The sequence below is a fragment of the Gracilibacillus sp. Marseille-QA3620 genome, from assembly GCF_054950035.1.
Genome location: NZ_CM143102.1, coordinates 3099636 through 3122439 on the forward strand (window position 1 = coordinate 3099636; position 22804 = coordinate 3122439).

Here is a 22804-nt window from a genome sequence, read left to right on the forward strand (position 1 = left end):
ATCAGTTGCTAAAATCCTTCAATTTTCGACAATATTTTTTTCATTGTTTCTGTGAAAGCTGATTTATCGATCATTTTGATTTTCTTTGGACCTTTTTCATATTTGCCTGACCGTCTTGCCTTTGCATGCAAATGCCTTGTCTCAAGAAATAGGTCAATTTCACTGTCCTTGATCTCTTTTCCCCTTGATGTTACGACATAAGCTGCCTTTGCAAGACATCCCGCTGCGAGTCCTAAATCCTCGGTGACGACAATATCACCGCTCTTCACATGATTCAATATATAAAAGTCAGCAGAATCTCTTCCTGGTTCAACCCATACCCAGGACACATCAGGATAACGATTAGTTGTATTTGTATAAGCTGCCACAAATTTGATGTTCACATCATAAGGCTCACATACTTGTTGAACCTCGGTCTTCACTGGGCAGGCATCCGCATCAACATAAACCGTTAAATGACTCTTCTTTTGTATTTCTACATCTCTCATCTTAATCCTTCTTTTTTAAGGACAGTTTGTCCGATTGTCGAATATTTTTACTAAGGATTCCTTGACTTTTTAATATACGATGCTTATTCTAGTTTATTCCTTTATAAATAACTCTAAACCTAAAGCAGGGTATTTTATCACAATTTTTTATTATAGAATAAATTAAATCAAATTTCCACTCTTTTGTCCTCTGGTAATTCAGACCATCCAAACAACCAAAAAAACATGCTTTCGCATGCTCTTTTAGTTTCGTTTGTTAATGATATCGCTAATCATATTGGCTGTCTCTTCTACCGCTTTATTCGTGACGTCAATGACCGGACAGTTAAGCCGGTTAACGATTCTCTCGAAATATGCGAGTTCTTCATGGATTCGGTCCATGTTCGCATACACAGCGCTGTCATTCAGCCCTAATGATTTCAGGCGTTCTTTCCTAATATGATTGAGCTTATCAGGACTGATTTTTAACCCGATACATTTTTGGGGATCTACCTTAAATAATTCTTCAGGCGGTTCCACCTCAGGAACTAACGGCACATTCGCCACCTTCAACCGTTTATGAGCTAGAAATTGTGATAATGGCGTCTTCGATGTACGAGAGACTCCGACCAAGACAACATCCGCCTTCATGATGCCCTTCGGATCTCTTCCATCATCATATTTCACGGCAAACTCGATGGCTTCTACCCTTTTGAAATAATTTTCGTCCAACTTTCGGACAAGACCCGGCTTATTGAGTGCAGGTGTTCCATATTTCTGTTCAAGAATATCAATTAGAGGACCGATGATGTCATATGCAGTGACATTCATTTCATCTGCCTTCTCTTTCATATACGTGCGGATCTCCGGCTTCACTAATGTGTAGGCAACCACACCGTTATTCATTTGTGCCACACTCAGCACCTCATCAACGGTTGAGACATCTTCCACAAACGGTATTCGCTTCAAGACGATGTTCTCACCGCTGAACTGACTGACGGCTGCTTTTGTTACGAGGTCAGCCGTTTCCCCAACTGAATCTGAAACCACGTAGATTATAGACTGTTCCATAAGCGTCCTCCAGGTATCACTGGCCCACTGCCGCTTTTTTACCCATTATCGCTGGCTAAAGAAACGAAGGCCTTGGTTATATTCGTTTTTGTAATTCTGCCAACCACTTCATATCCATGATCATTCTGTTTCACGACCGGCAAGGCATCAATTTGCTTCTCAATCAACTTCTCCGCAACATCAATTAAGTAGTCTTCCTTCGTGCATACTGTAATGTTTGGCATACGTGTCATAATGATGTGCACAGGAATGGTTGTTAAATCCTGCTTGCCAAGACTTGCACGCAAAAGGTCCTTCCTAGACAAAACACCAACGAGCAAGGATTCCTTATCCACAACGAATAATGTTCCAACGTCTTCTAGGAACATCGTGCAAATAGCATCATAAACAGTCACACCCTCGCTGACGACAACAGGGATTGACTGATAATCTCCAACAAGAAGCTTCTTCAAGTTATCTGTAAGTAGCTGTGTCTCTGTTTTGCCTGTATAGAAATAGCCCACTCGGGGTCTAGCGTCCAAATAACCAGCCATCGTCAGGATGGCTAGATCCGGGCGCAAGGTCGCACGGGTTAGATTTAATTGATCGGCAATATGTTCGCCTGTAATAGGTCCATTATCCTTCACGATTTGGAGGATATGTTCTTGTCTTTTTGTTAATTCTATTGTACTCACCACCCTAAAGTGCCATAACACTTCGCTCTTCTATAGCATTTATTATATACTATTTATTCGCGAAGTGTAATTAATCATCCTAAACTTAAAATAAGCCTACCCAAAAGGGAATGAATTCATTCCCTTTTGAGCGGGCTTTTTCAGCTTTAGGCTTCGCTAAACAGATATGTTGATTTAACTTGGATGTCGTACTGCTTATCTGCCGACATTGCCCTCTTATTGCGGGCCGGACACCTTAGTTGGTATTCCATTTATCAACATCATGTGAATCTAGCTTAAAACTTCATTTTACTGCTCAAGAATGCAGGTAATTCCTCGATGCTTACTCTCGTCTGCTCCATTGTGTCTCGGTCACGGACGGTAACCATCTTATCTTCAACAGAATCGAAATCATACGTGATACAATATGGTGTTCCGATTTCATCATGACGGCGGTAACGTTTACCGATGGAGCCAGCTTCATCATAGTCCACCATAAAGTCTTGTGCCAATTTAGCAAATACTTCTTTCGCACCCTCAGATAGCTTTTTAGACAACGGAAGGATAGCTGCTTTATATGGAGCAAGCGCTGGGTGCAAATGCATCACAGTGCGGCTTGTGCCGTCTTCAAGCTGTTCTTCTTCATAGGCATCAATCAAATAAGCCAATGTTACACGGTCCGCACCTAAAGAAGGCTCGATGCAGTATGGTACGTATTTTTCATTCGTTTCTTGATCAAGATAGTGGAAATCCTCACCTGAATATTCCATATGGCGTTTAAGATCGAAATCAGTACGAGAAGCAATACCCCAAAGCTCGCCCCAGCCAAATGGGAATTTATATTCAAAGTCAGTTGTAGCGTTACTGTAATGAGAAAGCTCTTCTTCTTCGTGGTCACGAAGTCTGAAGTTTTCTGCTTTCATGCCCAAGGAAAGAAGCCATTTCTCTGCAAAATCCTTCCAATAACCAAACCACTCAAGTTCAGTCCCCGGCTTGCAGAAGAATTCAAGCTCCATTTGTTCGAATTCACGTGTACGGAACGTAAAGTTACCCGGTGTGATTTCATTACGGAAGCTTTTCCCGACTTGTGCGATACCGAATGGAAGCTTTTTGCGCATTGTACGCTGAACGTTCTTGAAGTTAACAAAGATCCCTTGTGCTGTTTCCGGACGAAGGAAGATTTCATTCGTGCTTGACTCTGTCACACCTTGGAATGTTTTGAACATAAGGTTGAATTGACGAATTTCTGTGAATTCTTTGCTTCCGCAATCAGGACAAACGATATCATTCTCTACAATCAATTCCTGCATCTTCTCGAATGGAAGTCCATCTACGATAATTTCCTGCCCTTTTTCCTGCATAGCTTCCTCAATGAGCTTATCAGCACGATGACGCGCTTTACATTTCTTACAATCAATCATTGGATCATTGAAATTTCCGATGTGGCCGGATGCTTCCCATGTACGAGGGTTCATGAGAATAGCAGAATCAAGACCGACATTGTATGGGGATTCCTGGATGAATTTCTTCCACCATGCCTTCTTAATATTATTCTTCAGTTCAACGCCTAGCGGGCCGTAATCCCATGTGTTAGCCAGACCGCCGTATATCTCAGACCCAGGGAAGATAAACCCCCTATGTTTTGCATGTGATACAATTTGATCCATTGTAATGGTCATAATCGTTCTCTCCTTTAATTCAATATAAAAAAACTCCCGCCACTATGCATAATGCATAGGGACGAGAGTTTACCCGCGGTTCCACCCTATTTGCCAAGAATCTTGGCCGCTTTAAAATGCGTTACTCCAGACTGCCTTCTTTGGCAAGATATCATTCGGCTCCCACCATCTCCGAACTCGCTAGGCATACCCTTATCCAAATACTACTTTCCTTCACAGTAACTACATATGAATGTATCTCACATTCTATCCAATTCACCCCTGTATTGTCAATACACAGATTAAAAGAAGTTTATTCTTTTAAAGCTGGTCCTTCATCTTACCCATCTGTCTTAGAAAGCGTTTTGTCTTCAATTCGACACCTAAGTATTCATCATAATAGGCATCCAGCACTTGACGGATTTCCTTCTTAGTCGCATCCTTGATGGAAATCGTTCCAAGCCTGTCCAAGTCCATATAATAAAGGACACGAAGAAGTCTCGCCACCGCAGGGGAAATTTTCATGCGGTATGGGTCTATTTCCTCGCAGCGATGGCACAGGAGTCCGCCTTCACGGATAGAGAAAGAGAAGGACCCATCCTGTGCCCCGCAGTTGACACAGCGATTCAGCTCTGGAGCAAATCCGAATAGACTGAGCATCTTCATCTCGAAAATATTGACGATAATCTCAGGGTCATATTCCTCATCAAGATAACGAAGCGATTGGTAAAATAGATTAAATAAAGCTTCATGTGGCTTTCTTTCTTCCGTTCCCTTATCTAGAAGCTCCGCTATGTAGGAGGCATAGGCTGTCAAAAAAATGTCCTCGCGGATTGAACGAAAGGACTCTATCGTCTCTCCCTGCTGCAGCTGGCCAAGGCCCCTGCCAGAGAGAAATAAATAATGACCGAAATGAAACAACTGAGTGACAGCAGAAAAGCGGCTGTTAGGCTTTTTCGCTCCTCTCGCCATCACTCCGACTTTGCCAAATTCTCTTGTATATAATGTAATGATTTTGTTCGTTTCACCATAATCGGTTGTGCGAATTACAATGCCTTCACATTTAGCCAGCACGCCACTCACTCCAATATGACGGCAAGATGATCCCTTATACGATTGGGATGTTCAGCTCTTCATTTTCTTCATTCATGATTGGCTGGTTAGCGTCTGTTTGTCTTTCAAGTTCCTTTAAAAGAAGATAAGTATCCACGCTTCCGGTTTGTCTAAACACATTCCAGGTAAATTCAATCATACTTATTCCACCTTTCATTGATAGAAACTAGTTGTTCTTACCTGACTTTAGCTTCACCAACCAGACCGAAAATCATGTGGTTAAAAATTGGCTGATTTCCCATTCGCCTCACTGCCGAATAATATAAGCCCCGTAGTAAGAGGGCTCATCCAACTACTTGGAACAAATTCCCTTTAAGCGAAATTCATTCCCGCTTCGTTTTTTAATACTCATCTTCCCTGAAGCCGATATCTCTTAAATGAGAAGCTTTGTTTCTCCAGTCCTTTTGCACCTTCACCCATAGTTCCAAGAACACTTTGGAACCGAGAAGGTTCTCAATATCCACACGTGCACGCTGTCCGATTTCTTTAAGCATGGCACCTCTCTTACCGATGATGATGCCTTTTTGTGAATCCCGTTCGACAATGATGGTTGCCATAATATGAACGGTTTCCGCCTTTTCCCTGCGTTCAATTTTATCAATTACCACCGCAATGGAGTGAGGTACCTCCTCACGCGTCAAATGGAGAGCCTTTTCCCTGATCATTTCTGAGATGATAAATCTCTCTGGGTGGTCCGTAATCTGATCAGCTGGATAATACTGAGGTCCTTCCGGCAGATAGGCATTGATTTGCTTTAGCAATGTGTCCACATTATTCCCCTCAAGAGCCGAGATAGGCACAATTTCAGCAAAATCATATTTCTCCTTATACGTATCGATAATACGGAACAGCTCATCCGGATGAATTTGGTCAATCTTATTGATAACCAAAAAGACCGGTGTCTTATAGGATTTCAATTTCTCAATGATGAACTCTTCGCCGCGTCCAAATCCTTCTTCCGCATTGACCATGAAGAGAATAGCATCCACTTCCTGAAGCGCATTGGAAGCGACCTTCATCATGAAGTCGCCGAGCTTATGCTTCGGTTTATGAATGCCTGGTGTATCAATAAAGATAATCTGGCTATCATTCGTTGTCAGCACACCTTGAACCTTATTTCTAGTTGTTTGAGGCTTATCGCTCATGATCGCAATTTTCTGCCCAATGACACGGTTGATAAAGGTTGATTTCCCCACATTCGGTCTTCCAATGATAGATACGAAGCCCGATTTAAACTTGGTGTTGGTTTGATTACTCATGTAAATCCTCCGGTGAAAACGCTCCAGGCAATAGTTCTTTGACCGTCAGTTCAAGAACATCACCCTTTAAGTTTGTTAAAATGACCGGCATGTCTTCGTCACATAGCTCGGAGATTACCTGGCGGCATGCACCGCATGGTGATACTGGACGGTCTGTATCAGCCACGACCGCCAATGCTTTGAACTCTGTCACACCTTGTGCCATTGCGGAGAAAAGAGCTGTTCTCTCTGCACAGTTACACATAGAGTAAGCGGCATTCTCAATATTACAGCCATGATAAATCGTTCCGTCAGCTCCGAGCAAGGCTGCTCCAACACCAAAACGGGAGTATGGAATATACGCCTTTTCCCTCGCTTTTTTTGCTTCTTCAATTAATTGTTTTTTTTGCATGTAAGTACCTCCTAAGATTTCTGTTTCACATTAATAAATTCATTATTCTCGGCAAGAAAATAATTAGTCCGACAACCGCCGAAAAGATGGCATACACGAGGACAGCTCCTGCTGCGGTATCCTTTGCGGCCTTTGCCAAAGGATGCGTTTCATTCGTGACTAAATCAACAGCTTTCTCAATAGCTGTATTCATCAGCTCTAGGGCAAGCATCCCCCCAATGGCCGTAAGTACGAATAGCCATTCTACCTTTGTGATGTCAAAATACACACCGCATACCGTCACAATAAGCGCCGTACAGGCATGAAACCTCATATTGCACTCATGGGCTAACCCATAGCGGATACCTGACCAGGCATAGGCAAAGCCCTTAAAAAACCGCTTAAGACCGGTTGGTTTATCGTGTAAGACCATAGCTGTCTAACAGCTCCCTTTGTCTTGAAAACATGACCTTTTCATCTGCTTCATTCATATGATCATATCCAAGCAAATGAAGGAAACCGTGAACCGCCAGGAATCCAAGCTCACGTTCATTTGTATGACCGTATTCAGCAGCTTGCTCCTCCATCCGGTCAATCGAAATAATGATATCTCCTAAAAGGGCTGGTTCATCCGAGCCGATGATCTCAACCTCTCCCTCACCCATCTCTTCCATCGCAAAGGAAATAACGTCTGTCGCTGCATCCTTATGGCGATATTCCTTATTGATCTCCTGAATTCGGCTGTTATCTACGAATGTAACTGACACTTCGCTGCCTGTCTTCACTTGCTCATGCCTTGCTGTATGTTCCAGCAGATTTTCCACAAGCTTCATTTGTTCGTCGGTCACTTTATTCGTTTCATCCATGATGTCAATCGTTAAAATCAATTCCTTCACCTTCTCTATTCTTTATCATCCATTTGCGGATATTCAATTCGATTATGGAAAATACCTGTCAATGTTTCACATAATGAAACTGTTACCTTTTCTAATTCCTTGAGTGTAATATCACATTCATTAAATTGACCGTCATTTAATTTGTCAGCAATGATCGACCTAACCAGCTTTCCAATCGAATCCTGTGTCGGCTTTTTCAAGGAGCGGACTGCCGCTTCCACGCTATCCGCAATGGCAATAATGGCCGCTTCCTTTGATCTCGGTTTAGGCCCTTTATACCGATAATCCTTCTCCTCAGGAGCAAGCCCCTCTTCCTTGGCTTTATGATAGAAATACTTCAAAAGGGTCGTCCCATGATGCTGTTCAATGATATCAACAATTGCTTCAGGCATCCTATGCTTTCGAGCCATCTCTGCCCCATCTGTTGCATGGGCTAGAATAATCTTAGCACTTTTCTCTGGAGACAGACGGTCATGCGGATTATCAATGTTCGTCTGGTTCTCAATGAAATAAGCAGGGCGCTTTGTTTTACCGATATCATGATAATAGCATCCCACACGAGCGAGCAAGCCATTAGCCCCAACCGCCTCACATGCCCCCTCAGCAAGATTGGCCACCATCACACTGTGGTGATATGTACCCGGCGCTTCCATTAATATCTTGCGAAGCAATGGATGATTAGGATTGGAGAGCTCAATCATCTTCATGGAAGAAAAAATGCCAAAGCTGCTTTCAAAGAAAGGAAGCAGTCCAATGGTGCTGATTGCTGAAATAATCCCAGAGGAAATGGCGACAATTGCCACCCAAATATAAGGAATCTCCGCGCCGTCAATCCAATATAATCCTGTGATAAGCACCAAATTGATAAGAGCATTGAAAAGACCCGCCCTTAAGATGCTCGAACGTTCATGATGCTGCCTTAAAAAGACGATTGCCACCAGCCCGCTGATCAGCATATACATCCCAAGACTCGACTGAACACTGCCGGATAAACCATCCTTAAACATAATACTCCCAACGATAGAAAGAAGGATGCCGATCGTAACTGCATACCTGTCCTTCATAAGGATGGTAATCAGCATGACAGCCATCGCCGATGGAAAGAGAAAGGCCAGGGTTTCATCGCTGAGCCGTGCCGTAATATGGATGATTTTCATCAGTGTAATGCCTATTACATATACAAGGGAGAAAATAAAGATATTATCCCGGACTTGATCTGGTATCTCTACTTTACGAAAAACCAGATAGACCCCGAAGAATACTAAAATCAGTATCGCACCCAGTCCAACATACGGTAGAAATGACTCCTCACTCTTCAGAAGACCAACCAATTTTAGCTGGCGGTAAACCTCCGCATCAATTAAGTATCCTTCCTCAACGATAATCTGTCCTTGCAGAATCCGGACAGGCTCCACATTTTCTTCAGCCTTCTCCCTTGCTGTTTCCGTTGCAGAAGAATCAAAGAACACATTCTGGATAATCGCATAGCGGCCAATATCAATGGAGGCAGAGCGCAGATTCGCAGTTGGCATACTATTATACTTAATCTGTTCTTCCACTTTCTTCTTGGCATTCTCAACCTCATTGGCCCGTATGCCCACCTTCATCATGTCATTAACGCTTGTTTTCGTCATATCCTTAGCCAAGGCTAAGTCAGACTGTGAGGAACCAAGTAAACGAAGAAGAGTTTCATCAGAAATGTCCTTATTGATTGTGTCAGAGAGCCGGGAACGAAGATTCTTTAAATGCTTCTTTGGCTCATTTAGAATCTCTGCCTTTTTCCCTTCCTCTACTTCCTCATTCTTCAATCCAGCAGCCACGACATCCTCTGCACTCGTGAAGATATCCTCCACCATCTTTACCCTTTTTTTAACATATTCCTCGTTAGGTGTATAGATATCTTCCACACTGTTGACAGCTTTTTGTTTCTTCTCTGCCGTCTCAACTGGGTCTTCGACCGTTTTTGGTGAGCGAATGGTCGTATCTGCTACACTGAACTGCTTAACATCAAGCTTCTCCGGCTGTACGCTGCTAAATAACAGTACATAAGAAAGCACTGCTAATAAGAATAGCAGGGTTGCTTGGAGAATCGGATTTTGTTTCCAGCTTTTTATGGAACGAATGATTGTATTCAGCCAATTCACGTGCTTTCCTCCTTCAGACGGAAGAGTCTCTATGTATAAAATCGAACACTTGATGTTATAATATCAGTTTTTGGCAAGCGTTTCACCTTGTTTTCCATTTCAGACACAAAAAAGAAAAGGGCCACAGTATACCTGCGGCTCTCTTTCCTAGAGGATTATGATTATTTTGTTTCATATTTCTCATAGGCATGAATAATCTTGGCCACGAGCGGGTGCCTTACAACATCGGTTTGATCCAGATGGATAAATCCGATTCCTGTGACATTCTTAAGGATATTTTCTGCTGCTTTTAGCCCGGATTGAATGCCTCTTGGCAAATCAATTTGCGATGTATCTCCCGTAATCACCAGCTTTGAGCCAAAGCCAAGTCGAGTTAAAAACATCTTCATTTGAGCCTGTGTTGTATTCTGCGCTTCATCCAGAATGACAAAAGCATCATCCAGTGTCCTTCCGCGCATATAAGCCAACGGGGCAATCTCAATCGTACCGCGTTCAATCAACCTTGCCGTCTGCTCTGTGCCCAATATATCATGCAGGGCATCATATAGCGGTCTCAAGTATGGATCGACCTTCTCCTTTAAATCTCCCGGCAAGAAGCCTAGACTCTCGCCCGCTTCGACTGCAGGACGAGTCAAAATAATACGCTTAACATCCCCGCTCTTCAGGGCGAGAACCGCCATAACGACAGCCAAATATGTTTTTCCTGTACCAGCCGGACCAATACCAAACACAAGATCCTTACTCCTGATAGCAGAAAGGTATTCCTTCTGTCCTAAAGTCTTTACACGGATGGACTTTCCTTTTGCATTCTTGGTGATCTCTTCGTTATATAAATCCGCAAAATATTCAAGCGTTCCATTCTTGGACAGATTGATAGCATAGGCCACTTCACGGGGTCCAATTTTGATTCCCTTGCGGACAATGGTCAATAAAGCTTGTAAAATCTCATCCGCACTCTCGAGATTCTCTTCTTTTCCCGAAATACTGATGGTCTCGCCGCGGGAGATGATATTGACAGAGAGCTCACTTTCCAACAGCTTGAGATTGCTATCATTGACACCAAACAACTCTGCCGCTTCATTTGGTGATTCTAATTGTAAGTTCATAAGTTTTGCTTGATCTGACATTCCTTAGTCTCCTTGAATCATCGGTTGTCCGATTGCAATATTTTCTAAAACTTGATAATGTATAGTCATTTTAACTTTACCATTGTGGCTCCGCTTGTGCAAAATTTTTTCGTCAATAATGGATGCATCATCCGGTGCGAGTTTCAGCACATCCTGCCTGGCCATCTTTTCTGCTTGGACTGCCGCTTCTTCCTCCGTATACACGCGCACTGCTTTTTCCTTACTTAAATATGTCTTCTTATGAAAGGTTATTGGGATTTCCCAGCCAAAAAAGCGAAAGACCTTCCGATCCTCCTCAACCTCGTATTCCGGGAATCCGTGTTCCCCAAAGCCCCATACAGGCATCTCGAAATCACCGAACTTAATGGTATTCTTGGTTTTAGAATCACCATTAAAGACAAATAAATTCGTTTTCAGCGGAACAGTCACCGTGGTCTTATACCATGTTTCCGCCATCACCTTTCCTTTCGCCCCTACAAATTTCTTATTATCTTCCCTTCCAATAAAGCCGCTCACCAATATATCCCCTTTCTGAACATATTGGTTTTTCTCAACTATTCCTTGTCCTTTTTCAACCATCGGCTGGACAATTGTCCCACTCTTCGCCGCAATCAAGTTCATATAGGTCTCATTTGCCTCTTTTTTAGGCTGCTTCTTCTCTACAACCTGAAATTCAAAGGTTGTCCCCTTCAACTGCACGCCAATCCATGTAATAGCAGGCACACGCTCACTTAATTCCTTCTGGATATCCTCCATCTGATCCAATCCGAATTGTAATTTACCGACCTTTATATCCATTTCCTCAAGCGCCTTGCGAACTTCATGCTCAGTAGCCGGACTTGCTCCCTTTATTTCGATTCCCCAGACAACATTAGAAAGAATGAAGATTAATGTGCAAAATAAAAATAGTCCAACAAGCAGGCCGCTGTACTTCAGCAATTTCTTTCCAAAGAAATAGGCCCCCTTTCTTTCCAGAAAGGTCACCTTACACTCGCTTTTTCTTGCTGCAACCCTCAGTGTCGGCACTTCCTCAAGCTTCATATAAAATACAACCGTTTCCGTCCCCATGTTTTTAACATCCCATACGAGCACCTTTTGCTCAAGAAGACGATTAATGAATCTTGTTGCGCCCCTGCCGTTCACTTGAACCTTCACATATCCGCTCAAATGATTTGTCCAATCGTTTTTCATTCGAGTACCTCCCCTTGCTACTCTTCAAGAAATAAGACTTGATCAATCTTTCCCTCAAGCAGGATTTCCTCTGGAAGAATCGTCTTTAACACAAAGCCTTCACCCTTGACCAGAAGTTGTCCGCTCTTTAGCATTAAGCGCAATTCCTTATCTGAAAAAGCCAGCAGCCCCTTGTGATTTTCTATGTATATATGAATTTGGCCAACCATCGTGATTCTCGGCAGGTCCATCATAATATCTTCCGGCAGGTCCATGGCGGCCGTAACCCACCTCTTCAACCGATTCCCCCATGCTCGGGCCATAAAGAGCCCCCTTTCTCCCTGATCTGGATATACATAAATGCGCCTCGTTTCGGCTGTATATAACGACAAGCGTATCTATTACTCAGGAGTCCTCTCCTTATAACCTATTCGCAGCGAGCTGCTTACATGACAACTAATCCTTAGGGGGAACAGAGAATATCAGAGCCGTCATTACACACAAAAATAGACCCTCCGAATCACTCGGAGGGTCTATCTGAAATTATCTAATATGCCTTCTTTTCGACCTAGGCGGACCAAGAATTTCGGACATAATAACAGCCTGTCTTAAGTCAGCCTCCCGTAAATTCACACGTGGTCTTGAACTTTCGGATGCCTGGTTACTGCTCTTTGGCCGTAATTCTTCTGGGATTGCCTTTCTGGCCATTTGTACGGGCACAGAGACTGCCGCTGGTTCAGGTGTTCTCTCCTTCGGCTGAGAATCCGCCAGTTTCGCCTTTTGCCGCTCATATTGCTCCTTAATCGATTGAGCCAAAGTCTCTGCTTTTCTCTCCAATTCCGGTGACTGGCTCAGCTTCTTCTTCAGCTGGCGCTCCCTTTCCTGGATCTTACGGCGAATCTCATCATCTGCTCCGGCCATTTGCATGACAGGCTTCTCGCTCCCCCTGCCCTCAGGACGATTTGTTTTCTCATCCGGCATTGGATCAGGCGGGTTGTTGCTCTGCTCTGCTTCCTTATTTCTTCCGAAGAACCAGCTGATCAGACTGATGATGATGAAAATTAAAATGGGATTATCCCATATTGCCCCTAATACCATGGATAGAACCTCCTTTTCCAGGATACCCGGTTAAGGGATCTTATTTCTCGTCGTCCTGATTCGTCTGGTCTTGATTCATGTTGCCGATGGACTCTCTCATCTTCGTATCGGAGGCAAGGTTTTGATAATTCATGTAATCCATGATTCCCATATTACCAGCTTTGAAAGCATGAGCCATCGCAAGCGGTACTTCAGCTTCAGATTCTACAACCTTCGCCTTCATTTCTTCTACTTTTGCCTTCATCTCTTGCTCTTGTGCAATCGCCATCGCACGGCGTTCCTCTGCTTTCGCTTGGGCAATCTTCTTGTCTGCTTCCGCTTGTTCTGTTTGAAGCTCAGCACCGATGTTTTTGCCGATATCCACATCTGCAATATCGATGGAAAGAATTTCAAAGGCTGTCCCAGCATCCAGCCCTTTGCTTAAGACGGTCTGGGAGATCCTTTCCGGATTCTCAAGAACAGTCGTATGGCTTTCACTTGAACCAATTGTCGAGATAACACCCTCACCAACCCGGGCAATAACCGTATCTTCTCCAGCACCCCCGACAAGGCGTTCAATATTAGCCCGTACGGTAATTCTCGCTTTGGCCTTCACTTCAATCCCGTTCAATGCCACACCCGCAATGAATGGTGTTTCAATGACCTTTGGATTTACGCTCATTTGGACAGCCTCAAGCACGTCACGTCCTGCAAGGTCAATTGCAGCACAGCGCTCAAAGGTAAGGTCGATATTGGCACGATGAGCCGCGATTAGCGCATTAACAACCCGGTCTACATTTCCTCCAGCCAAGTAATGGCTCTCAAGCTGATTCGTTGTCACATTCAATCCTGCTTTTGATGCTTTAATAAGCGGATTGATGACACGGCTCGGCGCTACACGGCGGAGCCTCATACCAATTAACGTGAAAATACTAACACGGACACCTGCAGCGATCGCAGAAATCCAGAGCATAACCGGCACGAATGTAAATAAGACGGCCAGAACAATGATAATGAGCGCAACACCCAGCAGGGCTGCAATCGTTCCACTTGTTAATACCATATTTTATTGTTCTCCCTTCATTTCTAAATTACTGATTATCTTCATCTAATTGTCGCACAACTACACGGGAACCTTCCACTTTAACTACTTTAACAGCAGTTCCCTTGTTAATAAAGCTTCCCTCACTGACCACATCAATTCTCTCTCCATCAACCAAAACCGTTCCAGCAGGTCTCAAGTCAGTCAGCAGAATCCCTTCCTTGCCGATGAGCTCAGTTCTGTTTGTATTGGAGATATAACCTTTCTCGGTGCTTGTTGAATCAAACAGTACAAGTCGATCAAAGGCCGTGAATTTCTTCCCGAAGAATTTAATCAGAATGACGGCTACCAAAAAGGCTGCCAGCAAGGCAATGAAAATCGATTTCGCCATAAGTTCCACATCCCCCGAAGCAAGAAATAAACTTGCTATTATTGCAATAAAGCCTACTATACCGATGATTCCTCCCGGTATGAAAAATTCCAGCAGAATCAGGCCAATTCCGACAATAAACAGAATCAAGGTTTCATATCCGGCAAGCCCCGATACGAGATGACCATAGAAGAACAGCAGCAAGGCAGAAATACCAGCGATTCCCGGCAGTCCGAAGCCCGGAGAATAGAGTTCAACGATGAGTCCAATCGTACCGATGGATAACAGAATCGGAATGATATAAGGATTCGTTAGAAAACGTGCCGCCTTATCGGCAAAGGTTTCCTCAAACATCACTTTCTCTGCTTCCTCAAGCCCTAGTTCCTGAAGAAGTGCCTCTTCATTTTTGACAGTGCCTTCACTGTAGCCGATTTCACTTGCCTGAGAAGCCGTCAAAGTAAGAAGCTTTCCTTCCCATGAATCATAAGCTGATGGCAGGTCAACATCCTTTTCCGCCATTGCTTTCGCAAAGGACGGGTTCCGGCCGCTTGATTCTGCCGCCTTCTCCATATTAGCCAGCCAATAAGATTGTGCCTTCTCATCGGCAGCATTTCCATCTGAGGTGATGACTGCCGCTGCTCCCATCGTGGCGCCCGGCACCATGTAGATTTCATCCGCATTCAATGATATGAAGGCACCAGCTGATAAGGCGCGATTATCGATAAAGGCTACGGTCTTAATATCCGTTTCAGCAAATGCCTGCCCAATCTCATCCGCCGCATCAACAGCTCCGCCTGGTGTATTAATATCAAATATGATTGCTTCTGCCCCATCTTCCTCAGCAGTCTCGATGGCACGGGTCAAGAAATTGGCTAACCCTTTCTCCACATCATTATGTATAGGAACAATATAGACTTTCTCTCCATTACCTAAGCTTGTATTTGGCCCGCCGATGAAGCTCAAGCAAAAGGCGGCAATAAAAAAGAGCGACCACCAATGTTTCTTCACTCTCTCTCTTCCCTCCTTCCCATTTTCCCTTATAGTCCATTATACGTACAAAGACCTTATTAGTTTCAATATTCTTGTGCATTTATCTGTTTTTTCCTGAAAACATAATAAAAAACCCGCGAATCGATTGATTCACGGATTTTATATGTCTTATTTTGAAAGATGTTGCAGTACCAGTTTATTAACTAAAGATCCATCAGCTTTGCCCTTCACCTTCGGCATGATAGCGGACATTACTTTCCCCATATCAGCCTTAGAAGTGGCATTTGTTTGGGCGATCGCTTCAGTAACAAGCGCATCCAGATCTTCTTCGCTTAATTGTTTCGGCATATAGCTTTCCACAACAGCAATTTCAGCGTGAAGCTTTTCGGTTAAGTCCTGGCGCCCTGCTTTATCAAATTCTTGAAGGGAGTCTTTACGTTGCTTTAACTCACGTGATAGCACGGTCAACTCTTCATCCTCGGATAACTCTTGTTTGCCAAGCTTAATTCCTTCATTCTGAAGAGAAGCCTTCATCATTCGGATGACAGAGAGCTTGTCTTTATCTTTGTCTTTCATAGCTTGTTTCATATCGCTGTTTAAACGCTCAACAAGACTCATTAAAGGCACCTCTTTTTAGTACTTGCGTTTTCTCGCAGCTTCAGACTTTTTCTTACGTTTAACACTAGGTTTTTCATAGAATTCGCGCTTTCTTACTTCCTGCATAGTACCTTGCTTGGAAACTGTGCGTTTGAAGCGTCGAAGAGCATCTTCAAGCGATTCGTTTTTCTTAACGACTGTTTTAGACATCTCTTTCCCTCCCTCCGAGCACAACAACTCTAATTTCCTCATGTTGAAGGAAACCATGTACCTTAAAATTATAATATATCAGGTATCTTAGGTCAACTGTTATTCCAATTTTAACGCTTGGTTTTATCGCATTCTTTTGACACGATTTTATTTTATTTCAAGCAGGGAATTCCCGTACAAGCAACTGATTCATCAATGGCCGTGCAAGGCCTTCTGATCTGGACATAAACCGTTCCATTGATCAACCGCTTTGCATAACGAGCAGCATGGGCTATTCACGATCCTAAACACTTTAACCGCTTTACCTTTCAGCAAAAAAAGTCCAAGGTTCACTTAAGAAACCTTGGACTCCTATATTATTGGGCTACTGCTTCGATTTGATCGTCTAACACGCGGACGAATTGCCCTTCGTTATACGGATAGCCAGCCTTTGTGATTTTCACTTTGACGATTTGGCCGATCATGTCTTCTGTCGCCGGGAAGACAACCTTCAAATAATTATCAGAATACCCTTGATATAAGCCTTCTCCTTCTTCAAAACGGTCTTCTGGAATGACTTCAAGAACCTCATCCTCGAATTGAGAAGCGAACTCCTTCGCCAATTGCTCGGAAAGGGCAATCAAGCGGTGTACACGGTCGTTTTTCACATCTTCATCAACTTGGTCTTCCATACGTGCAGCTGGTGTGCCTGTCCGTTTTGAATAAGGGAAGACGTGAAGCTCAGAAAAACGTTGCTCCTTAATGAAATTATACGTCTCCATGAATTCTTCCTCTGTTTCACCCGGGAAACCTACGATAACATCCGAAGTGATTGCTAGATTTGGCAATGCTTCACGCAGGCGTGCTACACGCTCGGCATAAAACTCTGTTGAATACTTGCGGCGCATTCTCTTAAGCACAGTGTTTGAAGCCGATTGAATCGGTATATGCAAATGCGGAACAACCTTGTCAGATTTCCGCAATACCTCGATGACCTCATCAGAGATTTGTGAGGCTTCGATGGAGGAAATACGGATGCGTTTCAATCCCGCTACCTTCTCATCCAAATCCATCAGAAGCATGGCAAGATTATAATCCTTTAAGTCTTCTCCATATCCGCCTGTATGAATACCTGTAAGGACGATTTCCTTATAGCCTGCGTCAACCAGCTGCTGAGCTTGATGAACGACTTCCTGTGGATCTCTTGAGCGCAGAAGTCCGCGTGCCCATGGGATGATGCAGAAAGTACAGAAGTTATTGCAGCCCTCCTGAATCTTCAATGACGCGCGCGTACGGTCAGTGAAGGCAGGTACGTCCATTTCTTCATATACTCTTGTTTTCATGATATTGCGAACGCCGTTGATTGGCTGGCGTTCTTCTCTAAATGTATCAATAAATCCTAACAGTTTACCGCGGTCCTGTGTTCCGACCACGATATCCACTCCTGGAATGGCCATAATTTCCGCAGGGGAGGTTTGAGCATAGCAGCCTGTTACGCAAATGACCGCATCTGGATTCTTACGGACAGCTCTGCGAATGATTTGACGGCTTTTCTTGTCGCCTGTATTTGTCACGGTACATGTATTAATAACGTAGACATCTGCTACTTGCTCAAAATCTACTCGATCATATCCTGAAGCCTGAAACAGCTGCCATATCGCTTCTGTTTCATAATGGTTCACTTTACATCCTAATGTATGGAACGCTACGGTTGCCATTTCCTTCACCTCGCTAATTCTAATTGATAAGATATTGCTGACAATGCATATAATGGCGCTGTCTCTGTGCGGAGAATGCGGGGTCCAAGGCTGCATGTCATAAAGCCTTGAGCGAGCAAACGCTCTACCTCTTTTTCGTCCAGGCCTCCCTCAGGCCCAAAGACAATGAGAAGTTTTTCTCCAGGTTTGACGGCTTGCAATGTTTCAGCCAGCCGCATACTTTCTCCTTGCTTGGCCTCTTCCTCATAAGCTACGAGCTTATGGTCAAAGCCATCTAATTGCTTCAGTAATCCCTCAAATGAAACTGGGTCGTCAATTCGCGGGATGACCGTACGATGCGATTGCTCTGCCGCCTCTTTTGCAATCTTGCGCAGCCGTTCCGTTTTCTTGGCGGCTTTCTTTGCATCCCATTTAACAATGGAACGAGTTGCCACAAAAGGGATAAATGCATGAGCCCCAAGCTCCGTCCCTTTTTGAATGACCCACTCTAATTTATCCCCTTTAGGCAAGCCGTTCGCGATACTCACTTGAACGGGCATTTCCACTGATTCATCCACCCATTCAATAATGCGGCCACGAAGAGACTCATCAAGGATGGTATCAATTTGAATGAGCGCTGTCTTGGCATTGATGACTCCCATAAACTGGTCGCCAGTCTCCATCCGCATCACCCGAGTCATATGATGAAAATCATCTCCCGAGACGATGACGTTCTCCTCATCGTTCATCTCATGAATAAAATATCTCTGCATGGCCTCGCATCCTTCTTCCTTCTAAAATCGTACTATAACGCCTTATTGCTTAACTGCTGTAATGGACACCCAGTCCTCCATCGTCATGACTTCCTCAATGATTAAGCCGCTATTCTTAATGGCCTCTTCCACCTCAGCTCTTTTCTGCTTGATAATGCCAGAGGAGATAAAGCGTCCGCCAGGCTTAAGAAGTCTCTCCACATCATCTGTAAAGCGAACAATGACTTCAGCCAAAATATTTGCGACAATGATGTCAGCCTCGAAATCTACTTCCTTCAACAAGTCATTCTGCTTAATGGTTACCTTATCATGAACCTTGTTGAGCTTACAATTGATTTTCGCGCTATTCACGGCCACTTCATCTAAGTCAAGCGCAAGAATTTCTTCTGCGCCGTATTTCGCTGCCGCAATCGTCAATACGCCTGAACCTGTTCCCACATCAATGATATGCATCCCCGGTTTAACCTGTTTTTCAAGCGCCTGAATACAGAGGATTGTCGTTGGATGTGTACCTGTTCCAAATGCCATCCCCGGATCTAGTTCAATAATCTTCTCATCACTGCTGACAGGAGTGTATTCCTCCCATGTCGGAACAATCGTGATTTGTTCAGAAATCTTCACTGGATGATAATATTTCTTCCAGGCAGTTGCCCATTCTTCCTCATTTACTTCACTGATTGTTACTTTATTAGCACCCAGATCAATATCATATTCAACAAGGTTATTAATCAAGTCCTTGATTCCATCGACTGTTTCGCCAAGAAAGCTATTAACCGGCAGGTATGCCTTTACAATGACACCCTCATCTGGAAAATCATTAGGGTCGAGCTGATAGATTTCGCCGAATACATTCTCCCTTTCACGGACAAGCTCAAGCGGATCTTCAATCACCACACCGCTTGCTCCTGCCTCATGCAATATATTCGATATTGGTTCGACTGCTTCATTTGTTGTATGAATACATAATTCGGACCATTTCATCATCTACCAACTCCTACCTGTTTATTCACCTTTAAATGCTCTTTTTACTTTTGAGAAGAAACCTTCTTCATGTTCGTCCAATTGACCTTGACCGCTGATTTCCGCAAACTCTCTGATTAGTTCTTTCTGCTTATCAGATAGCTTTGTCGGTGTTACGACTAAAATACGGATATGCTGGTCGCCCTGGCCATAGCCTCTTACATTTTGCACGCCCTTGCCCTTCAAGCGGAAACGAGTGCCTGTTTGCGTGCCGGCCGGCACCTTCAGCTTCACCTTCCCATGGATGGTCGGTACTTCGATTTCATCCCCTAAGGCTGCCTGTGCAAAGGTAATTGGCATTTCACAATAAATATCATCCCCATCACGCTCAAAGAATTCATGAGGTTTAATTTGGAAGACGACGAATAAATCTCCAGCCGACCCGCCATTTACGCCTGGCTCACCCTTGCCTGGTACACGCAATTGCTGGCCATCGTCCACACCTGCTGGTACCTTAATTTGAATTTTGTTACGTTTTCTGACCGTACCTTTTCCGTGACAGGTTGCGCATTTATGCTTAATAATCTTCCCTGTACCGCTGCAATGCTGACATACACGGCGGTTTACAATCCGGCCGAATGGTGTATTTTGTTCCACATTCAGCTGACCTGTACCATTACAATGAGAGCAAGTTTCAGGAGAAGTTCCCGGCTTAGCACCGCTTCCCTTACATGTCTCACATTCTTCATCCCTTGGTATTTCAATGGTTGTTTCAGTTCCAAAGCACGCCTCTTCAAAGGAAAGTGTCATTGTGTATTGTAAATCATCCCCTTGACGAGGAGCATTTGGATCACGGCGGCGGCCGCCTCCGCCAAAGAATGTGTTGAATATATCCTCAAATCCGCCGAAGCCTTCAAACCCAGCACCGCCGGCTCCCCCGAAGCCTTGAGTTGGATCCTCATGACCGAATTGGTCATAGCGCGCTCTCTTTTGATCATCGCTTAAAACTTCATACGCTTCTTTGACCTCTTTAAACTTCTCTGTTGCATCTGCTTCTTTATTAATGTCAGGGTGATATTGTTTGGAAAGGCGACGATACGCTTTCTTCAATTCATCCTTCGAGGCATTTTTGCCAACCCCAAGCACCTCATAATAATCCCGTTTGCTCATTCCTCACACTCCTGATTCTTGTAATATCCGTCGTTTCACATAAAAAATATTGTACCACTTGATAAACATGAGTTGCAATATAAACAACAAATGGATAAGACGTTAAAAAAAGCCAAAGTCAAGCATGCCTTGACTTTGACTCTTTTCGTTCAGAAATTATTTCTTGTCGTCATCCACTTCTGTGAATTCAGCATCTACGACATCATCTGCTTTGCCTGCGCCGTCTTGGCCATCTTGGGCTTGAGCTTGCGCTTGCGCTGCTTGCTCATAAAGCTTCACACTAAGTGCCTGAACAATCTCTTGCAAGGCATCTTTCTTTTCTTTCATAGCAGCAAGATCATTCTTTTCGATAGCTTCTTTCAATGCATCTTTTGCTTCCGTTGCTTTTTGAACTTCTGCTGCATCTACTTTGCCTTCAAGCTCTTTTAATGTTTTTTCGGTTTGGAATACGAGGCTGTCAGATTCGTTGCGAAGCTCTGCTTCTTCTTTGCGTTTCTTATCAGCTTCCGCATTCTCTTCCGCTTCCTTCACCATACGGTCAATTTCTTCATCACTCAAGGATGTAGCAGATTGAATCGTGATGGCTTGTTCTTTGTTTGTGCCAAGGTCTTTCGCACGAACGTTAACAATCCCGTTATTGTCGATATCAAATGTTACTTCAATTTGAGGAATACCGCGTGGTGCCGGCGGAATGTCCGTTAATTGGAAACGGCCAAGTGTTTTGTTGTCCGCTGCCATTTGACGCTCCCCTTGAAGAACATGAATATCAACGGCTGTTTGGTTATCTGCTGCTGTTGAGAAAATTTGAGACTTGCTTGTCGGAATCGTTGTATTACGGTCGATTAAGCGAGTAAATACACCGCCCATTGTTTCAATACCAAGAGATAGAGACGTTACGTCAAGCAACACAACATCTTTAACGTCACCAGTGATAACGCCGCCTTGGATAGCTGCTCCCATTGCTACGACTTCATCTGGGTTTACGCCTTTATGAGGCTCTTTGCCTGTTTCTTTCTTAATTGCTTCTTGTACAGCAGGGATACGAGTAGATCCGCCGACAAGGATTACTTTATCGATTTCAGCTGGGGACAAGCCTGCATCACGAAGAGCTTGGCGAGTAGGTCCCATTGTTCTTTCAACAAGGCCAGCTGTGATTTCATTGAATTTCGCGCGAGTAAGCGTCACATCCAAGTGCAATGGTCCAGCTTCTCCAGCCGTGATGAATGGAAGAGAGATTTGAGTGGATGTAACACCAGATAAATCCTTCTTCGCTTTTTCAGCTGCATCTTTTAAGCGTTGAAGCGCCATTTTATCTTTAGATAGGTCAATTCCGTTTTCTTTACGGAATTCTTCGATTAAGTATTCCATAACGGCATTATCAAAGTCATCTCCGCCAAGACGGTTGTCACCAGCAGTAGAGCGCACTTCGAATACGCCATCACCTAATTCAAGGATGGAAACGTCAAATGTACCGCCGCCAAGGTCGAATACAAGGATTTTTTGATCTTCGTCTGCTTTATCAAGACCATAAGCAAGAGCCGCAGCTGTTGGTTCGTTGATAATACGTTCAACTTCAAGACCAGCGATGCGTCCAGCATCTTTTGTTGCTTGACGTTCTGCATCATTGAAGTAAGCCGGAACCGTGATAACAGCTTTTGTCACTTTTTCGCCAAGGTATTCTTCTGCGTAAGATTTCAAGTATTGAAGGATGATCGCAGATACTTCTTGTGGAGAGTAGTCTTTGCCTTCAATGTTGACAGTGTAATCTGTACCCATATGACGTTTAATGGAGCTTACTGTATTCAAGTTTGTGATTGCTTGGCGTTTTGCCACCTCACCAACTTGACGTTCGCCGTTTTTGAAAGCAACGACAGATGGAGTTGTTCTATTTCCTTCTGGATTTGGAATAACCTTTGGTTCCCCGCCCTCTAGCACAGATACGCAAGAGTTAGTGGTTCCTAAGTCAATACCGATAATTTTACTCATGAATGATTACCTCCCGTAATATGTA

24 protein-coding genes are annotated in these 22804 nt (G+C 43.8%); all 24 read right to left on the reverse strand.

Annotation, left to right across the window (positions count from 1 at the left end; all coding sequences use genetic code 11):
* Positions 1-8: 8 nt before the first annotated feature.
* The gene (locus tag ACY8DX_RS15650) at positions 9-488 is read right to left on the reverse strand and encodes a YaiI/YqxD family protein (RefSeq protein WP_439802154.1); all 480 of its coding nucleotides are present in this window, start codon (positions 486-488) and stop codon (positions 9-11) included.
* 243 nt (positions 489-731) lie between these two features.
* On the reverse strand, positions 732-1538 hold the full coding sequence (locus ACY8DX_RS15655) for a pyruvate, water dikinase regulatory protein (RefSeq protein WP_439802153.1): 807 nt from the start codon (positions 1536-1538) through the stop codon (positions 732-734).
* A gap of 38 nt (positions 1539-1576) precedes the next feature.
* Positions 1577-2212 (reverse strand): transcriptional regulator CcpN, encoded by a 636-nt coding sequence (locus tag ACY8DX_RS15660; RefSeq protein WP_462405581.1) that lies wholly within the window; start codon positions 2210-2212, stop codon positions 1577-1579.
* 275 nt (positions 2213-2487) lie between these two features.
* Positions 2488-3870, reverse strand: coding sequence for a glycine--tRNA ligase (locus tag ACY8DX_RS15665; RefSeq protein WP_462405582.1), 1383 nt, complete (start codon positions 3868-3870; stop codon positions 2488-2490).
* Positions 3871-4170: 300 nt separating this feature from the next.
* Complete coding sequence (recO, locus tag ACY8DX_RS15670) at positions 4171-4923, reverse strand: DNA repair protein RecO (protein WP_049670105.1); 753 nt, start codon at positions 4921-4923, stop codon at positions 4171-4173.
* A 34-nt stretch (positions 4924-4957) separates the two neighbouring features.
* Positions 4958-5101 (reverse strand): YqzL family protein, encoded by a 144-nt coding sequence (locus ACY8DX_RS15675; RefSeq protein WP_082197026.1) that lies wholly within the window; start codon positions 5099-5101, stop codon positions 4958-4960.
* A gap of 202 nt (positions 5102-5303) precedes the next feature.
* Positions 5304-6221 carry a GTPase Era gene (era, locus tag ACY8DX_RS15680; protein ID WP_049670104.1) on the reverse strand — a complete coding sequence of 306 codons (918 nt, stop codon included), beginning with the start codon at positions 6219-6221 and terminating at the stop codon, positions 5304-5306.
* A complete protein-coding gene (locus ACY8DX_RS15685) occupies positions 6214-6612 on the reverse strand; it encodes a cytidine deaminase (protein ID WP_049670103.1) in 399 nt (132 codons plus the stop codon). Before ACY8DX_RS15685 ends, era begins: the two co-directional genes overlap by 8 nt.
* A 25-nt stretch (positions 6613-6637) precedes the next feature.
* The gene (locus ACY8DX_RS15690) at positions 6638-7024 is read right to left on the reverse strand and encodes a diacylglycerol kinase family protein (protein WP_462405583.1); all 387 of its coding nucleotides are present in this window, start codon (positions 7022-7024) and stop codon (positions 6638-6640) included.
* Positions 7008-7478: an rRNA maturation RNase YbeY gene (ybeY, locus tag ACY8DX_RS15695; protein ID WP_462406959.1), complete on the reverse strand. Its 471-nt coding sequence runs from the start codon at positions 7476-7478 to the stop codon at positions 7008-7010. The genes ACY8DX_RS15690 and ybeY overlap by 17 nt, the downstream gene beginning before the upstream one ends.
* 14 nt (positions 7479-7492) lie before the next feature.
* On the reverse strand, positions 7493-9631 hold the full coding sequence (locus ACY8DX_RS15700; protein ID WP_231589482.1) for an HD family phosphohydrolase: 2139 nt from the start codon (positions 9629-9631) through the stop codon (positions 7493-7495).
* A 161-nt stretch (positions 9632-9792) separates the two neighbouring features.
* Positions 9793-10758 carry a PhoH family protein gene (locus ACY8DX_RS15705; protein ID WP_049670101.1) on the reverse strand — a complete coding sequence of 322 codons (966 nt, stop codon included), beginning with the start codon at positions 10756-10758 and terminating at the stop codon, positions 9793-9795.
* Positions 10759-10761: 3 nt separating this feature from the next.
* Positions 10762-11949, reverse strand: coding sequence for a sporulation protein YqfD (gene yqfD / locus ACY8DX_RS15710; protein WP_439802152.1), 1188 nt, complete (start codon positions 11947-11949; stop codon positions 10762-10764).
* A 17-nt stretch (positions 11950-11966) separates the two neighbouring features.
* Positions 11967-12251: a sporulation protein YqfC gene (yqfC, locus tag ACY8DX_RS15715; protein WP_049670099.1), complete on the reverse strand. Its 285-nt coding sequence runs from the start codon at positions 12249-12251 to the stop codon at positions 11967-11969.
* Between the two features lie 220 nt (positions 12252-12471).
* Positions 12472-13026, reverse strand: coding sequence for a hypothetical protein (locus tag ACY8DX_RS15720; protein ID WP_049670098.1), 555 nt, complete (start codon positions 13024-13026; stop codon positions 12472-12474).
* Between the two features lie 40 nt (positions 13027-13066).
* Entirely contained in the window at positions 13067-14068 is a 1002-nt protein-coding gene (floA, locus tag ACY8DX_RS15725; protein WP_049670097.1) for a flotillin-like protein FloA, read from the reverse strand.
* Positions 14069-14096: 28 nt separating this feature from the next.
* Positions 14097-15425, reverse strand: a complete 1329-nt coding sequence (locus ACY8DX_RS15730) for an NfeD family protein (RefSeq protein ID WP_462405584.1) — start codon at positions 15423-15425, stop codon at positions 14097-14099.
* A 150-nt stretch (positions 15426-15575) separates the two neighbouring features.
* Positions 15576-16025 carry a GatB/YqeY domain-containing protein gene (locus ACY8DX_RS15735; protein ID WP_049670096.1) on the reverse strand — a complete coding sequence of 150 codons (450 nt, stop codon included), beginning with the start codon at positions 16023-16025 and terminating at the stop codon, positions 15576-15578.
* A 15-nt stretch (positions 16026-16040) separates the two neighbouring features.
* The gene (gene rpsU / locus ACY8DX_RS15740; protein WP_049670095.1) at positions 16041-16214 is read right to left on the reverse strand and encodes a 30S ribosomal protein S21; all 174 of its coding nucleotides are present in this window, start codon (positions 16212-16214) and stop codon (positions 16041-16043) included.
* A gap of 356 nt (positions 16215-16570) precedes the next feature.
* Positions 16571-17911 (reverse strand): tRNA (N(6)-L-threonylcarbamoyladenosine(37)-C(2))-methylthiotransferase MtaB, encoded by a 1341-nt coding sequence (gene mtaB / locus ACY8DX_RS15745; RefSeq protein WP_049670094.1) that lies wholly within the window; start codon positions 17909-17911, stop codon positions 16571-16573.
* A gap of 5 nt (positions 17912-17916) precedes the next feature.
* On the reverse strand, positions 17917-18663 hold the full coding sequence (locus ACY8DX_RS15750) for a 16S rRNA (uracil(1498)-N(3))-methyltransferase (protein ID WP_049670093.1): 747 nt from the start codon (positions 18661-18663) through the stop codon (positions 17917-17919).
* Positions 18664-18705: 42 nt separating this feature from the next.
* A complete protein-coding gene (gene prmA / locus ACY8DX_RS15755; protein WP_049672798.1) occupies positions 18706-19644 on the reverse strand; it encodes a 50S ribosomal protein L11 methyltransferase in 939 nt (312 codons plus the stop codon).
* Positions 19645-19665: 21 nt separating this feature from the next.
* Positions 19666-20793, reverse strand: a complete 1128-nt coding sequence (gene dnaJ, locus ACY8DX_RS15760; RefSeq protein ID WP_462405585.1) for a molecular chaperone DnaJ — start codon at positions 20791-20793, stop codon at positions 19666-19668.
* A 156-nt stretch (positions 20794-20949) separates the two neighbouring features.
* Entirely contained in the window at positions 20950-22779 is a 1830-nt protein-coding gene (gene dnaK / locus ACY8DX_RS15765) for a molecular chaperone DnaK (protein ID WP_462405586.1), read from the reverse strand.
* Between the last annotated feature and the right edge of the window lie 25 nt (positions 22780-22804).